The following is a 13,688-nucleotide window of genomic DNA, read 5'->3' on the forward strand; positions in this document are numbered from 1 at the left end:
ACCCTGTGTAGAACCCATGGTTTTGTTGCACTATGGCGATGATACAACGGATTGCAGGCGCTCGCAAAATTTCGTCAGCCGCCGTTTGCCATCGCCTTTTCACGATAACGACCGACGGCTTTTGCCAGCGTATCGGCAACCTTCTTGCGCCATTCGGTGTCAAGCAGAAGCTTCTCGTCCTCGGGATTGGACAGAAATCCGAGTTCCAGCAGAACAGACGGCACGTCGTGGGCACGCAGAACCATGAAACCGGCGTAACGATGCGGGTTGTTGATGAGACCCACCTGCCCCTCGAAGGAGGAAACGATATTTTCCGCCAGCGTCACCGAAAACGCCTGGGTTTCGCGACGGGTGAAATCGAGAAGGATATCGGCAACCTCGGGCGGCTCGCTCGAGGCGGCCACGCCGGCGATCTGATCGGACTTGTTTTCGCGTTCCGCCAGTTCCTGCGCCATGCGGTCGGAGGCGCGGTCGGACAAGGTATAGACGGTGGCGCCGCGAATACCCTTCTGCTTCAGCGTGTCGGCATGAACCGAAATGAAGAGATTGGCATTGTTCTGCCGGGCCAGCGTCACGCGTTCGGAAAGCGCCAGAAACGTATCGGAATCACGGGTGAGGAACGCCTTCACACCGGGTTCGCGGTTCAGGCGCTCCGCCAGCTCGCGGGCGAAAGCCAGCGTGATGATCTTTTCTTCCGTTCCGGTTGTGCTGCCGGATGCGCCGGCATCGATACCGCCATGACCGGCATCGACGGCAATCACGAAGTCATTGGTGCGCGATGTCTTGTCATCAGGGGTAATGGAGGCCGTGGAAACCGGCGCTGGCGTCTGCCATTGCTGCGTCTTCAGCAGTTCGGCGAATTTCGCCTTGGTGGTGATCTCCGTATCCAGAACGAAACGATAGGAGTTTCCATCTTCGCCGGGCTTTGCCTCGGCCACGGCCACCTTGACCGGTTTCTTCGCCGTCAGGACGATACGGGCGTTGCCCTCGCCCATGCTGCCGAAGCGGATATCCGAAAACAGCCCGGTCGCGGCAAGATCGGATGCCGGGAAGGCAAAGTTCACGGCGGGGAAATCGACGACGATACGCGTCGGCGAGTCGAGATAGTGAATATCGAACTCCGGCTCTTCGGCGAAATCGAGAACAATACGCGTGCGCGCCTCGTCTCCGATGATGCGGGCCTGATGCGCGACCAGCGGTCCATTGGCCGATGCAGCGCGGAGCCCTGGAATCGATACGACGAAAGACAACGCGACGACGCACGCCAGACGTGCGATTCGCGCGCCAAACGCTCTTGTCTCACCCGAAAAGGCTGATCCTCGATAGAAAATCATGGTCTTCTAAAAAAATCCGTATTTCAGTCATTTGCACGAACAACGCCGCGTTGACGCCGGTTTGTGGCTATTTCAGCCCCGACGCATATGCCTTTGCGCCATTTGGCACCAAAATCGCAGGCGTTGATGAACCAATTCTTAACCCGCCAATTCCACCAACAATATGGCATATTTAGCCAGCCTATTGCTATTATGACAGAGAAAACATACAACACGGGAGAGGGTTAAAAGTGTTGACGGGATAGACGCCCGCCGGCTGCCAATCGACTTAGAAGCTGGCGCCGCAAAAGCGGGTAATCATCTGCCGTTGTTACATTTATCCTGAAACTGGATCAATTCCGGAACTGTCCGGAAACGTACCCGGTGGCGTTGCCACCGCCGCTCTGAGGAGAGCAAATTCATCGGACCCCAAGGGGTCTATATATTATTGTCGTTCCGCCTGGCCCAAGATGTCGCAGCAGTTTTCATATGAACCGGATACCAGGAGCAGGCCCAGCGCCTCGCCGTCGGTCCGGATGCTGCCAGTTTACGGAGGTCAGGCTGGAGACTTCATTTCCGGCACATCCTTGCACTCATATGAAAGGCCCGTCCTCCCGGCGGGCCTGTTCTCGTATAATACAAGGCTGCGCCGAGGAGCACAGCTTACATGGCAGACAAAATGCTTATCGACGCCTCCCATGAAGAGGAGACGCGCGTTGTAGTCGTCCGTGGAAACCGGATTGAGGAATTCGATTTCGAATCGGAACACAAGAAGCAGATTCGCGGCAACATTTACCTTGCCAAGGTAACCCGCGTTGAACCTTCGCTTCAGGCGGCCTTCGTCGACTACGGCGGGAACCGTCACGGCTTTCTCGCTTTTGCGGAAATTCACCCTGACTATTACCAGATCCCGCTTGCCGACCGTCAGGCACTGCTGAAGGCCGAAGCCGAGGATCATCGCCGCAGCGACGATTTCGAATCGGCTGACGCACCGGAACCGGGCGCACCTGCCGTCGATCTGTCGCAGGTAGACCAGCCGGATGTCGGCATTGTGGCGAGCGAAGAAACAGCGGTTGCCGTTTCAAGCGAAGAACCGGTTGCCGAAGTCACCGAAACGGAAGCGGAAGCCGTCGCTGTTGAAGCGGTCGCAGAAGACGCCGTTGTCGAAGAAGAAAAGCCGAAGAAGCGCACCCGCCGTCCCCGCGCCAAGAAGAAGGTCGCGGAAGACGAAGCAGCGGCTGAAGCCGTAGAAGGCTCTTCCGAGGATGATGGCAGCACCGGTGGCGAAATGGCCGCCATGGTGGATGCCGACACGATTTCTGAAGAAGTCGAAGGTCTTCGTCGCGATAACAACGACGACGACGATGACGACGACGATCACCACGAAAAGGAAGTGATCGAATCCGTTGGCGCCGAAGACGCCATGGAAGAAGTTCCTGATCGCGTTTCGCGCAAGCCGCGCAAGCAGTACCGCATTCAGGAAGTCATCAAGCGTCGCCAGATCCTTCTGGTGCAGGTTGCCAAGGAAGAACGCGGCAACAAGGGCGCGGCTCTGACCACTTATCTGTCGCTGGCAGGACGTTATTCGGTTCTGATGCCGAACACGGCACGGGGCGGCGGTATTTCCCGCAAGATCACCCAGCCGGCCGACCGCAAGCGCCTGAAGGAAATCGCACGCGATCTCGAGGTGCCGCAGGGCATGGGCGTGATCCTGCGTACCGCTGGTGCCAACCGTACCCGCGTCGAGATCAAGCGCGACTTCGAATATCTGATGCGCCTTTGGGAAAACGTCCGCACGCTGACGCTGAACTCCACGGCCCCCTGCCTCGTTTACGAGGAAGGTTCGCTCATCAAGCGCTCGATCCGCGATCTCTACAACAAGGATATCGGCGAGATCATCGTTTCGGGTGAAGACGGCTATCGTGAAGCGAAAGACTTCATGAAGATGCTGATGCCGAGCCACGCCAAGGTGGTCCAGCCTTACCGCGACATTCACCCGATCTTCTCGCGCTCGGGCATCGAAGCCCAACTCGACCGCATGCTGCAGCCGCAGGTCACGCTGAAGTCGGGCGGTTATCTCATCATCAACCAGACGGAAGCTCTGGTTTCGATCGACGTGAACTCCGGCCGTTCGACCCGCGAACATTCGATTGAAGAAACCGCGCTGACGACCAACCTTGAAGCCGCTGAAGAAGTTGCCCGCCAGCTTCGCCTGCGCGACCTTGCCGGTCTTGTCGTCATCGACTTCATCGACATGGAAGAAAAGCGCAACAACCGCTCTGTCGAAAAAAAGCTCAAGGATTGCCTGAAGAACGACCGCGCCCGCATCCAGGTCGGCCGCATCTCGCATTTCGGCCTTCTGGAAATGTCGCGCCAGCGTATTCGCGCATCGGTTCTGGAATCGACCACCCAGGTCTGCTCGCATTGCGGCGGCACGGGCCACGTTCGCTCGGAATCGTCCATCGCGCTGCACGTACTGCGTGGCGTCGAGGAATATCTGCTGCGCAACACGACGCACAACATCACCGTTCGCACCACGCCTGAGACAGCGCTCTACCTGCTCAACCACAAGCGTGGCACGATTGTCGATTATGAAGGCCGCTTCGGCGTCTCGATCATCATCGCAGCCGATGCCAGCGTTGGTGCACAGCACTTCGCAATCGACCGTGGCGAAGCCGTCGAAAATCCGGTGAAGATCGAAAGCCTGCTGCAGGCCCTGCCCGACTTCGCCGAAGAAGAAGACGATATCGTCATCGAGATCGAAGAGGACGAGGACGAAGAAGAAATCGTCAAGGCTCAGGGCGCCGAAGCCCGCCAGCCGCAGGGCGAAAATGGCGAAGATGGCAAGCGCAAGCGCAAGCGTCGTCGTCGTCGTCGCGGCAAGGGCGGCCAGAACGGCCAGGGCGGAGACAATCAGGCCGAAGGTTCCGAAGACGGTGCTGGCGATGAGTCCGATGCCGACGAAGACAATGGCGTGGATGCCGATGAGGATGCCGTTGCAGAAGGCGATGCCGCTGCTTCCGATGAAGACGGCAAGCGCAAGCGTCGTCGTCGCGGCAAGCGTGGCGGTCGTCGCAACCGTGCGGAAGACGAAGCTCTTGATGCCGATGGCGAACAGCAGGCCGACGGCGAAGCAGAAAGCGACGAGGCGGAAGCTCCGGTCGCCGCTGCCGAAGATGTCGAGGTTGTCGAAGTTGTAGAAGCCGTTGCAGAACCGGTAGCCGAAGAAGCGCCGAAGAAGCCACGCCGTACCCGCAAGGCCAAGGCGAAGGTCGAGGACGAACCGAAGGCTGTTGAAGTCGAAACGGTCGAGCCTGTGATCGTCGAGCAGACCGTTGCCGAAGTGGCAATCGAGGAAGCCGGCGAAGCCTCGGCAGACCTTGGCGCTGAAACGGTTGCACCGGAAACGGAAGCCGAAGCCGAAGGCAAGACTGCCCGTGCCAACCGTGGTGAGAACGTCTCCACGTCCGAGCCAGTCGTGACCTCGTCCGGCAATGACGGCGATGAGCCGAAGCCGCGCAAGGGCGGCTGGTGGCAGCGCCGCGGTTTCTTCTGAGACCAAGCGAATAGACACTGAAAAACGCCCGCAACGAACATTGCGGGCGTTTTCTTTTGTGCAGAGACGTGCGGTTCAGCGAAGGGTACCGGTCCAGCCGTCAGTTGTTCTCGTGCATCGCACGGCTGTCGGACGGTGCATGGTCTCTTTCGTTCAGACCGTAGTCGCGCATGACGCTGGCGACCCGCAGCCGGTAATCGGCAAAGACACCTGAACGCCCTGCAGACTGGGCGGCCCTGTGGCCGCTGCGGTTGCGCCATTCCTTCACTGCCGCCTCGTCGCGGAAGAAGGACAGGGACAGCATCTTGTCGGGATTGACGATGCTCTGGAACCGTTCGACGGAGATGAAACCGTCGATCACCTCAAGATCGGCGCGCAGCGCGGATGCGATATCCAGATAATGCTGTCGTTCGCCTTCCGCCGGCCAGACTTCGAAGATGACAGCGATCATCTCCCGCCCACCCCATGCGGCGCGGAGGCGAGTTGAAGGAACAGCCGGTCTTCGCGGCGAATGAACTGCTCGCGCCTGGCAAACTCGTAATTTTCGCGACCGAGCGGATCGGCGGCCAGACGGGCGCGATAGGTCTCGTAGGCGGCAAGGTTGTCGATGTTGTAAACGCCATAGGCAACGGTGCTCGATCCCTCCTTCGGGGCATAATAACCGATCAGATCGGCACCACAGCGCGGAATGGCCTCCCCCCAGTTGCGGGCATACTGGTTGAAGGCGTCGACCTTGAACGGGTCGATTTCATAACGAATGAAACAGGTCAGCATGGCAATCTCCCTTGATGTGACATGCCCCTGTTTACGCCATTGCTGCGCGTCGATGCTTCGGCTATGATCGAAGTATGAAGGATGGACCGATGATCGCCAATGTTGCCGCACTGATCGGCGACCCTGCCCGCGCCAACATTCTGACGGCGCTGATGGATGGGCGTGCGCTGACGGCAAGCGAGCTTGCGCAGGCGGCCGGGGTCACACTGCAAACCGCCAGCGGCCATCTGTCGAAACTCTCCGACGCGCATCTTCTGAAAGCCGAAAAGCAGGGACGCCACCGTTACTTCCGGCTCTCCGACGAAGATGTTGCGCAGGTTCTGGAGGCCTTGATGGGCCTTGCCCAGCGCACCGGGGCGGTGCGGGTGCGGACCGGCCCGAAAGACAAGGCGCTGCGCGAAGCGCGCGTCTGCTATGATCATCTGGCTGGCGAAAGCGGTGTCACGCTGCTCAACGCCATCATCGCGCAAGGGTTTGTCACCGATGGCGATGACCCTGCCCTGACCGACAAGGGGTGCCATTTTTTCGAAGACTTCGGCATCGATCTTACGACGCTGGAGAAAAGCCGCCGTCCCATCTGCCTGCAGTGCCTGGACTGGAGCGAACGTCGCCATCACCTCGGCGGCGGACTTGGTGCATCGTTGCTGTCGACCATGCAAAGCCGCGACTGGATACGACGCGGACAAGGCCGTGTGCTGACCTTCACCACCAAGGGCGAGAAGGCTTTCCGCAGCACCTTTCAATGCGATGCTGCGGAATAACAGGGTCTAGGCTACGTCAGCCCTGTTTCAGCCAGCCGGCAATGCGACCGACAGCTTCGGCGATATCCGACACCGACCCCGCATAGGAAATGCGGAGTGCCCGGTGGCCTTCTTCCGGATCGAAATCCATGCCTGGCGTTGCCGCCACGTCGATTTCAGCCAGCATGCGCTTTGCAAAATCCATGCTGTCATTGGAATAACGGCTGGTGTCGACATAGGCATAAAAGGCCCCGTCCATCGGAGATGCCAGCGGCAGGCCGATTTCCGGCAGGCGCGCCATCAGGAAATCGCGGTTGGTGCGGTAGCTTTCCTTGTAGACATCCAGTTCAGCCTCGGCCGAAAACGCGGCCGCAGCCGCGAGCTGCGACAGTTCCGGCGCGGAAATGTAGAGGCTTTGCGCAAGACATTCGACCGGGCGAACGAGTTTTTCCGGCAGCACCATCCAGCCGATACGCCAGCCGGTCATGCAATAATATTTGGAGAACGAGTTGATGACGACGGCGTTGTCGGTAATTTCGAGCGCGCTGGTCTCATCACCGACAAAGGTCAGGCCGTGATAGATCTCGTCCGAGATGAAGGCGATATCGCGGCTGTCGCAATAGGCAGACAGGCGTTTCAGCGCCTCGCGTCCCGTTACCGTGCCGGTGGGGTTGGCCGGGCTTGCCAGCAAAACGCCCTTCAGCGTGCAGCCCGCCTTGGTTTCGGCGCGCTCCAGGCTTGCAGGTGTCAGCGTGTAGCCGGTTTCGGCGGTGACTGGCACCTCCACGACATTGAGGCCGAGGGCCTTCAGAATGTTGCGGTAGGCAGGATAACCGGGTCTTGCGATTGCGACATGGTCGCCCGCATCGAAAAGGCCGAGAAAAGCGAGATTGAAGGCGGCCGAAGATCCTGTGGTCACCGCAATGCGGGCGGGATCGACCGAGACCTGATGGCGGCGCTGATAGTGGCCGGCGATCGCTTCACGCAGATCACGCAGGCCAAGCGCGTCGGTGTAACCGATGCGGCCATGTTTCAGCGCGGTCTCGGCGGCAGCGAGTGCAGCCTTTGGCGCGGGGTGAGACGGCTGGCCGACGGCCATCGAAATCACCGGACGGCCTGCCTGCTTGCGCCGGTTCGCTTCCGCCAGAATGTCCATGGCATGGAAGGGTTCAACCGCGCTTCGCTTCGACATCGTTATCAATGGCGTCTTCTTTCCTGAAATGTTTTTCGAGACTTGCCGCAAAATCGCAGTCTTCACAATGATGCGATCATAATGAGGACAACTATTTTTGCCGTATGATATTTGGCTTAAGGTAAGGTAAGTGCCAGAGTGATATTCCAGTGGCACTGCCCACACACATGACGAGGACCGATATGGCGCACCTTCTCCGTTCAACCGTTTTCGCCAGCATCACGGCCCTTTCGACCGTTTTTGCCTTCCAGCCTGCGCACGCGCTTGACGCGCAGCAGAAGAAGGAGATGGGCGAATTCATCAAGCAATACCTGATCGAGAACCCGGAGATCATGCTTGAGGTGCAGGATGCGCTGGAGCGCAAGCAATATGCGGCGCGCAACGCCAAGGCATCCGAAGCGGTGGCCGACAACCAGAAGGCCATTTTCGAATCAAAATACGATCTGGCGCTCGGTAATCCCGAAGGCGATGTCACACTGGTCGAGTTCTTCGACTACAATTGCGGCTACTGCAAACGCGCCATGAGCGACATGGACAACATTCTCAAGTCCGATAACAAAGTGCGTGTCGTTCTGAAGGAATTTCCGATTCTCGGACCGGAATCGGTCGCGGCCCACCGGGTTTCGAATGCCGTGAAACTTCTCTCGCCGGAAAAATATCCGGAGTTCCAGCGCACCCTGCTCGGTGCGCGCGGCCGCGCCAATGAAGAAAGCGCGATGGAAGTTGCGACCTCTCTCGGCCTCAAGGAAGCGGATATCCGCAAGTCCATGGAAGAGAACCCCAACGACGCGCAGGTGCAGGAAGCCTACCAGCTCGCCAACAATCTCGGCATCACCGGAACGCCGTCCTATATCGTCGGCACGGAGGCCGTGTTCGGCGCCGTTGGTGCCGCACCGCTGAAAGAGAAGATCGCCAATATGCGCACCTGCGGTAAGGCCACCTGCTCCTGATTTCTCAAAAGCCCCTGCATAAACCCTGAAGTTGCCGGACAACCCGGTGCTTTACGGTGTTCAGGGGCTTTTCCTTCGAAGCTGTGCAGTCTATAGGTGTCGCTGATTTTCTTGTGGAACCACGAATGAGCAACACGATCTTCGTCCTGAACGGACCCAATCTCAACATGTTGGGAAAGCGGGAGCCGGGTATTTACGGCGGCAAAACGCTGAAGGACATCGAAAACGACTGCATCAAGGCCGGCGAAGAACTCGGATTTTCCGTCGAATGCCATCAGTCCAACCATGAGGGCGCGCTGGTCGATCTGCTGCATGAAGCAGGCGACCATGCAGTCGGCGTGGTCATCAATCCCGGTGCTTATGGCCATACGTCGATTGCTTTGCACGATGCCATTCGCGCCATTTCCGTTCCCGTGGTGGAAGTTCATATTTCCAACATCCACGCCCGCGAGGAATTCCGTCACAAGTCGATGATTGCCCCCGCAGCCAAGGGAATGGTCTGCGGTTTCGGGCCATACGGCTACATCATGGCGCTCAACGCGCTGAAGAATATCACGGCATAAAAAGAAACAATCAGAATAGGGTTTGTCATGTCTGAAAAGAAAAACGGTATCGACAAGGAACTGATCCGCGAACTCGCGAACATCCTCAACGACACCGACCTTTCCGAGATCGAAGTCGAGCAGGACGACCTGCGCATTCGCGTTTCCCGTTCTGCCCCGCCTGCAACGGTCTACGCTGCACCACCAGTCGCCTACGCTCCGGCAGCACCGGTTGCCGCACCTGCGGCTGTTGCTGCGCCTGCCGCACCGGCAGCAGCGGCTGCGGCCCCTGCCCGCAACCCGGCCAACACCGTAACCTCGCCGATGGTCGGTACGGTTTACCTGTCGCCTGCTCCGGGCGCTCGCCCGTTCATCGAAGTCGGCGCCACCGTCAAGGAAGGCCAGACGCTTCTCATCGTTGAAGCCATGAAGACCATGAACCAGATTCCGGCAACGAAGTCCGGCAAGGTCGTGGAAATCATCGTCAACGACGCACAGCCCGTGGAGTATGGTGAAGCCCTCGTGGTCATCGAATAAAGGCGGTCCACAATGGTTTCGAAGATCCTCATAGCCAACCGCGGCGAAATCGCCCTTCGCGTGCTGCGCGCTGCGAAGGAACTTGGCATCTCGACCGTCGCCGTGCACTCCACGGCCGATGCGGACGCCATGCATGTTCGCCTGGCCGACGAAAGCGTGTGCATTGGCCCGCCGCCGTCGCGTGACAGCTACCTCAACATCCACCAGATCGTCGCAGCCTGCGAGATCACCGGTGCTGATGCGGTTCACCCCGGCTACGGCTTCCTGTCGGAAAACGCCAAGTTTGCCGATATTCTCGATGCGCACGGCATTACCTTCATCGGGCCGACCGCCGAGCACATCCGCATCATGGGCGACAAGATCACCGCCAAGCAGACGGCTATGGAACTCGGCATTCCCGTTGTTCCCGGTTCCGATGGCGAAGTGAAGCCTGAAAACGCGCTGGAAATTGCCAGACAGATCGGTTTCCCGGTTCTGATCAAGGCAACCGCCGGCGGCGGTGGACGCGGCATGAAGGTCGCCAAGACCGAAGCCGATCTCGACGAAGCCGTGAACACGGCCCGTTCCGAAGCGGCTGCCGCTTTCGGCAACGACGCCGTTTACATGGAAAAGTACCTCGGCAAGCCGCGCCACATCGAAGTGCAGGTTTTCGGTGATGGTGAAGGCAATGCAATTCACCTTGGCGAACGCGATTGCTCGCTGCAGCGTCGTCACCAGAAGGTTCTGGAAGAGGCTAACTCTCCGGCCCTGACGGTCGAACAGCGCATGGAAATCGGCGAGATCTGCGCGAGCGCCATGCGCAAGCTGAAGTATCGCGGAGCAGGCACGATCGAGTTCCTCTACGAAAACGGCGAGTTCTATTTCATCGAAATGAACACCCGTCTTCAGGTGGAGCATCCGGTCACCGAAGCCATCACCGGCATGGATCTCGTGCAGGAGCAGATTCGCGTCGCTTCCGGCCAGGGCCTTTCGGTGACGCAGGCCGATATCGAATTCCATGGCCACGCCATCGAATGCCGTATCAACGCCGAAGATCCGCGCACCTTCGTTCCGTCTCCGGGCACCCTCACCTATTTCCATACGCCCGGCGGTCTCGGCGTGCGCGTGGATTCGGGTGCCTATCAGGGCTACAAGATCCCGCCTTATTACGACAGCATGATCGGTAAGCTGATCGTTCACGGTCGCGACCGTGACGAATGCATCCGTCGTCTGCGCCGCGCGCTGGACGAGTTTGTCGTTGACGGTATCAAGACGACCCTGCCGCTGTTCCAGGATCTTCTGCAGAACGAAGACATCCTGAAGGGTGAATACGACATCCACTGGCTGGAAAAATATCTGGCCGGTGACGCACACTAAGAATGGGACGGCGCGGCAGAAATAACGATCTCAACGTCGATATTCTGCTGCGCGCCTATTCCGTCGGCCTGTTTCCCATGGCCGATTCGGCGGATGACCCAGAGCTGTTCTGGGTCGAGCCGGAGCTGCGGGGCGTCATCCCGCTCGATACGTTCCACGTTTCCAAGAGTCTCGGCAAGGCCATCCGCAAACGGCCGTTCGACATCCGTTTCGATACGGATTTCGAAGGCGTGATGGCGGGCTGTGCGGCCGAAGCGCCTGACAGGCCAAGCACCTGGATCAACCAGACGATCCGCAATCTTTACACGGAACTGCACCAGATCGGCCATGCCCACAGTGTTGAAGCGTGGGAAGGCGATACACTTGTCGGAGGCCTTTATGGGGTCTCTCTCGGCTCGGCATTTTTCGGAGAGAGCATGTTTTCACGGCGCACCAACGCGTCGAAAATCTGCCTCGTCCATCTGGTCGCACGTCTGCGCGCACAGGGCTTCACCCTGCTCGACACACAATTTACCACCGACCATCTGAAGACGTTCGGCGCCATTGACGTTCCCAAGGCTGAATATGTGAAGATGCTCGAGGCTGCCGTGAACCGGCCAAGCCTGCCATTCTGAATTTTCAGAGTTTCCGTTAGGTCAGTTGCTTGCCGTAGAGGGAGCAGGCACTTCCGAGTCCTGCTTGCAACCGGTCAGCCAGACGTCATAGATCGGATGTTCCACAGCGTTGAGGCCGGGGCTATCGGCAAACATCCAGCCGGTGAAGATGCGGCGGATCTTGCGATCGAGGGTGATTTCGTCGACCTCGATGAAGGCATCGATCTTCTGGGCTTCCGTCTGATCGCGGGAATAGCAGACCTTCGGTGTGACCTGCAGCGCGCCGAACTGCACGGTTTCATCAATATAGACGTCGAAGGATGTGATGCGGCCGGTAATCTTGTCGATGCCGGAGAAAACCGCCACCTTGTTTTCCAGGCGTGCCGCCGGTGCGGGCGACACGAGAACTGCCGTAGATGCAATTGCCAGCAGCGATGTTGCCAGCGCACGCAAAGAACGAACCCGCGTGTTTTTGCTCATACGACCTGTCTCCAAAAATTCTTCCTGAGTCGTCTCTTCGACCGGATCACGCCATTGCTCTAAGGGCGGAATGTGGCGAAAGCGGGTGAGGACGAGGTTTCAAAGGCGGCATCCACAAGCATGCCGCCCGAAACGAAAAATCAGTTGCCGGGGGTCCAGGCGTCGTAGTCGCCGGTCACGCGCGGACGTTCACCTGCAACGACAAGCGAACCCTGCGGGCGGTAGGCCTGGGAAGAACCAGTCAGGTTCGGCTGGTGCGGCTTCTGCCATTCACGCGCAACATAGTTTTCCTGGCTTGGCGGGGTATCGGTGCGGTAATGCATCCAGCCGTGCCAGCCCGGAGGAATGGCGGAAGCTTCTGCGTAACCGTTGTAGATCACCCAACGACGCGGCATGCCCCAGGAGGTGGTGCCACCTTCGTAATAGGTGTTGCCCAACTCGTCCTGCCCTACCTTCTTTCCGAAACGCCAGGTGTGAAACCGTGTTCCGATCGTCTGGCCATTCCACCAGGTGAAGATTTGCGTCAGGAGAGTCTTCATAATGCGTTCCTCAGGCTTATAGGTGCTGCGGTTTTTACGCCTGCACCGCCAAAAGCTTATGCCGTCATGTGCGTGGATTGTCCAGCATTTCCCGTCTGGCAAACACTATTTCAGCTTCATTCTGAAGCCGAACTGGCGCTTTTCAAAACCGAGCCGCTCATAAAAGCGATGTGCATCCAGACGCTTCATATTCGAGGTGAGCTGAACCGCGTTGAGGCCACGTTTTTTCGCGTCCTCGATGCAGTGGCGGATCATCGCAGCGCCAATGCCGCGCCCGCGCCGGTCAGGGCGCGTATGCACGGCCTCGATCATCATCGACACGGCCCCTCGCCCGACCATCTTGGTCAGGATCGCGGTCATGAAAGTTGCGACGACCTCGCCGTCCAGTTCGGCGACGTAGAGCGTTTCACTGGGCGATGCTTCTATCGCCCTGAACGCCGTCACGTAGTCGGCCAGAGCGGATTCGTCGGACGTGTCGCCGTGTCCGCCAAGCTCGTCCGACGCATAAATTGCCACGAGTGCGGGAATGTCATCTTCCCGCGCCTGGCGGATTGCGAGATTATCGAGCGCAGCACTCATTTCGGCAGGCTCTTTTCCATGACGATGCCGGGAAGACCCTCGACGCCGGCCATGCGTTCGATTCGGTCCACCTCGACAAAACCGACGCCCTGGTAAAACGCGATTGCAGCAGTGTTCTTCGGCTCGACTTCAAGACGCATGATTTCAGCCGATGGGAAGCAGGTTTCGAGTTCGGCGAACAGATCGCGTCCGATTCCCTGACGCTGGAATTCGGGAGCAACGTAAAGCTGGTAGAGCAGCGCCGTCTTGGTCATCTTGCTGGACATGGCGGCATAGCCCATGCCGGCGATACGCTTGCCGTCATCGGCCACCAGAAACTCGCCGCCCTTCTTGTGAACGCGGTCCTTCATGGCCTGTGGCGAATGCCAGCTTTCCATCATCTTCACGACGTTTTCAGCGCCGTAGATATCGTCGTAGGTGGCGTGCCAGGTTTTGTCGAGCAGCGCCCTTACCGGCTCGATATCGCGCTCGCTGGCTGTCCGAATGAAAAACACCATCGTGTTCCTTTGCTCCAAATGAAAAAGGCCGGGTACCGTT

The 13,688-nt window shown here is 58.8% G+C and carries 15 protein-coding genes; 7 read left to right on the top strand and 8 right to left on the bottom strand.

All coding sequences use genetic code 11. The features are described 5' to 3' along the window. Positions 1-74: 74 nt before the first annotated feature. Entirely contained in the window at positions 75-1,334 is a 1,260-nt protein-coding gene (locus tag ACIQT8_RS04820; RefSeq protein WP_138795509.1) for an N-acetylmuramoyl-L-alanine amidase, read from the bottom strand. Between the two features lie 646 nt (positions 1,335-1,980). Between ACIQT8_RS04820 and ACIQT8_RS04825 the strand changes: the two genes are divergently transcribed. Beyond that, complete coding sequence (locus ACIQT8_RS04825) at positions 1,981-4,869, top strand: ribonuclease E/G (RefSeq protein ID WP_400963997.1); 2,889 nt, start codon at positions 1,981-1,983, stop codon at positions 4,867-4,869. A 100-nt stretch (positions 4,870-4,969) separates the two neighbouring features. Here the strand turns inward: ACIQT8_RS04825 and ACIQT8_RS04830 are convergent, their stop codons facing one another. Then, the gene (locus ACIQT8_RS04830; RefSeq protein ID WP_400963999.1) at positions 4,970-5,320 is read right to left on the bottom strand and encodes an antibiotic biosynthesis monooxygenase family protein; all 351 of its coding nucleotides are present in this window, start codon (positions 5,318-5,320) and stop codon (positions 4,970-4,972) included. Then, positions 5,317-5,643, bottom strand: coding sequence for an NIPSNAP family protein (locus ACIQT8_RS04835; RefSeq protein WP_138795512.1), 327 nt, complete (start codon positions 5,641-5,643; stop codon positions 5,317-5,319). Before ACIQT8_RS04835 ends, ACIQT8_RS04830 begins: the two co-directional genes overlap by 4 nt. Before the next feature lie 74 nt (positions 5,644-5,717). Between ACIQT8_RS04835 and ACIQT8_RS04840 the strand changes: the two genes are divergently transcribed. Then, on the top strand, positions 5,718-6,404 hold the full coding sequence (locus ACIQT8_RS04840; RefSeq protein ID WP_400964001.1) for an ArsR/SmtB family transcription factor: 687 nt from the start codon (positions 5,718-5,720) through the stop codon (positions 6,402-6,404). Positions 6,405-6,420: 16 nt separating this feature from the next. On the opposite strand, the gene ACIQT8_RS04845 is transcribed toward ACIQT8_RS04840, so the two are convergent. Beyond that, complete coding sequence (locus ACIQT8_RS04845; protein WP_262525399.1) at positions 6,421-7,584, bottom strand: pyridoxal phosphate-dependent aminotransferase; 1,164 nt, start codon at positions 7,582-7,584, stop codon at positions 6,421-6,423. Between the two features lie 173 nt (positions 7,585-7,757). Between ACIQT8_RS04845 and ACIQT8_RS04850 the strand changes: the two genes are divergently transcribed. The 5 genes from ACIQT8_RS04850 to aat all read left to right on the top strand — a co-directional run bounded on the left by ACIQT8_RS04850 (position 7,758) and on the right by aat (position 11,574). Then, positions 7,758-8,525: a DsbA family protein gene (locus ACIQT8_RS04850; protein ID WP_138795515.1), complete on the top strand. Its 768-nt coding sequence runs from the start codon at positions 7,758-7,760 to the stop codon at positions 8,523-8,525. A gap of 125 nt (positions 8,526-8,650) precedes the next feature. Beyond that, complete coding sequence (gene aroQ, locus ACIQT8_RS04855; protein ID WP_400964003.1) at positions 8,651-9,088, top strand: type II 3-dehydroquinate dehydratase; 438 nt, start codon at positions 8,651-8,653, stop codon at positions 9,086-9,088. A gap of 27 nt (positions 9,089-9,115) precedes the next feature. Next, entirely contained in the window at positions 9,116-9,604 is a 489-nt protein-coding gene (accB, locus tag ACIQT8_RS04860; RefSeq protein WP_138795517.1) for an acetyl-CoA carboxylase biotin carboxyl carrier protein, read from the top strand. Between the two features lie 12 nt (positions 9,605-9,616). Beyond that, positions 9,617-10,960 carry an acetyl-CoA carboxylase biotin carboxylase subunit gene (gene accC / locus ACIQT8_RS04865; protein WP_138795518.1) on the top strand — a complete coding sequence of 448 codons (1,344 nt, stop codon included), beginning with the start codon at positions 9,617-9,619 and terminating at the stop codon, positions 10,958-10,960. 2 nt (positions 10,961-10,962) lie between these two features. Then, on the top strand, positions 10,963-11,574 hold the full coding sequence (gene aat, locus ACIQT8_RS04870) for a leucyl/phenylalanyl-tRNA--protein transferase (RefSeq protein ID WP_400964006.1): 612 nt from the start codon (positions 10,963-10,965) through the stop codon (positions 11,572-11,574). Between the two features lie 21 nt (positions 11,575-11,595). Here aat and ACIQT8_RS04875 read toward each other — a convergent pair whose 3' ends face one another. The 4 genes from ACIQT8_RS04875 to ACIQT8_RS04890 all read right to left on the bottom strand — a co-directional run bounded on the left by ACIQT8_RS04875 (position 11,596) and on the right by ACIQT8_RS04890 (position 13,645). Continuing rightward, on the bottom strand, positions 11,596-12,033 hold the full coding sequence (locus ACIQT8_RS04875) for a DUF2155 domain-containing protein (protein ID WP_262525390.1): 438 nt from the start codon (positions 12,031-12,033) through the stop codon (positions 11,596-11,598). Positions 12,034-12,173: 140 nt separating this feature from the next. Further along, on the bottom strand, positions 12,174-12,572 hold the full coding sequence (locus ACIQT8_RS04880; RefSeq protein ID WP_138795521.1) for an NADH:ubiquinone oxidoreductase subunit NDUFA12: 399 nt from the start codon (positions 12,570-12,572) through the stop codon (positions 12,174-12,176). A gap of 105 nt (positions 12,573-12,677) precedes the next feature. After that, on the bottom strand, positions 12,678-13,151 hold the full coding sequence (locus tag ACIQT8_RS04885; RefSeq protein WP_400964008.1) for a GNAT family N-acetyltransferase: 474 nt from the start codon (positions 13,149-13,151) through the stop codon (positions 12,678-12,680). Beyond that, entirely contained in the window at positions 13,148-13,645 is a 498-nt protein-coding gene (locus tag ACIQT8_RS04890; RefSeq protein WP_138795798.1) for a GNAT family N-acetyltransferase, read from the bottom strand. Before ACIQT8_RS04890 ends, ACIQT8_RS04885 begins: the two co-directional genes overlap by 4 nt. Positions 13,646-13,688: the final 43 nt, after the last annotated feature.

Origin of the sequence: Agrobacterium sp. NPDC090273 (assembly GCF_044772305.1) — a bacterium.
Classification (GTDB): Bacteria; Pseudomonadota; Alphaproteobacteria; order Rhizobiales; family Rhizobiaceae; genus Agrobacterium.

Coding starts and splice junctions, on each gene's coding strand:
- ACIQT8_RS04820 (WP_138795509.1), bottom strand. CDS start 1,334: ATGATTTTCTATCGAGGATCAGCCTTTTCGGGTGAGACAAGAGCGTTT.
- ACIQT8_RS04825 (WP_400963997.1), top strand. CDS start 1,981: ATGGCAGACAAAATGCTTATCGACGCCTCCCATGAAGAGGAGACGCGC.
- ACIQT8_RS04830 (WP_400963999.1), bottom strand. CDS start 5,320: ATGATCGCTGTCATCTTCGAAGTCTGGCCGGCGGAAGGCGAACGACAG.
- ACIQT8_RS04835 (WP_138795512.1), bottom strand. CDS start 5,643: ATGCTGACCTGTTTCATTCGTTATGAAATCGACCCGTTCAAGGTCGAC.
- ACIQT8_RS04840 (WP_400964001.1), top strand. CDS start 5,718: ATGAAGGATGGACCGATGATCGCCAATGTTGCCGCACTGATCGGCGAC.
- ACIQT8_RS04850 (WP_138795515.1), top strand. CDS start 7,758: ATGGCGCACCTTCTCCGTTCAACCGTTTTCGCCAGCATCACGGCCCTT.
- aroQ (WP_400964003.1), top strand. CDS start 8,651: ATGAGCAACACGATCTTCGTCCTGAACGGACCCAATCTCAACATGTTG.
- accB (WP_138795517.1), top strand. CDS start 9,116: ATGTCTGAAAAGAAAAACGGTATCGACAAGGAACTGATCCGCGAACTC.
- accC (WP_138795518.1), top strand. CDS start 9,617: ATGGTTTCGAAGATCCTCATAGCCAACCGCGGCGAAATCGCCCTTCGC.
- aat (WP_400964006.1), top strand. CDS start 10,963: ATGGGACGGCGCGGCAGAAATAACGATCTCAACGTCGATATTCTGCTG.
- ACIQT8_RS04875 (WP_262525390.1), bottom strand. CDS start 12,033: ATGAGCAAAAACACGCGGGTTCGTTCTTTGCGTGCGCTGGCAACATCG.
- ACIQT8_RS04880 (WP_138795521.1), bottom strand. CDS start 12,572: ATGAAGACTCTCCTGACGCAAATCTTCACCTGGTGGAATGGCCAGACG.
- ACIQT8_RS04885 (WP_400964008.1), bottom strand. CDS start 13,151: ATGAGTGCTGCGCTCGATAATCTCGCAATCCGCCAGGCGCGGGAAGAT.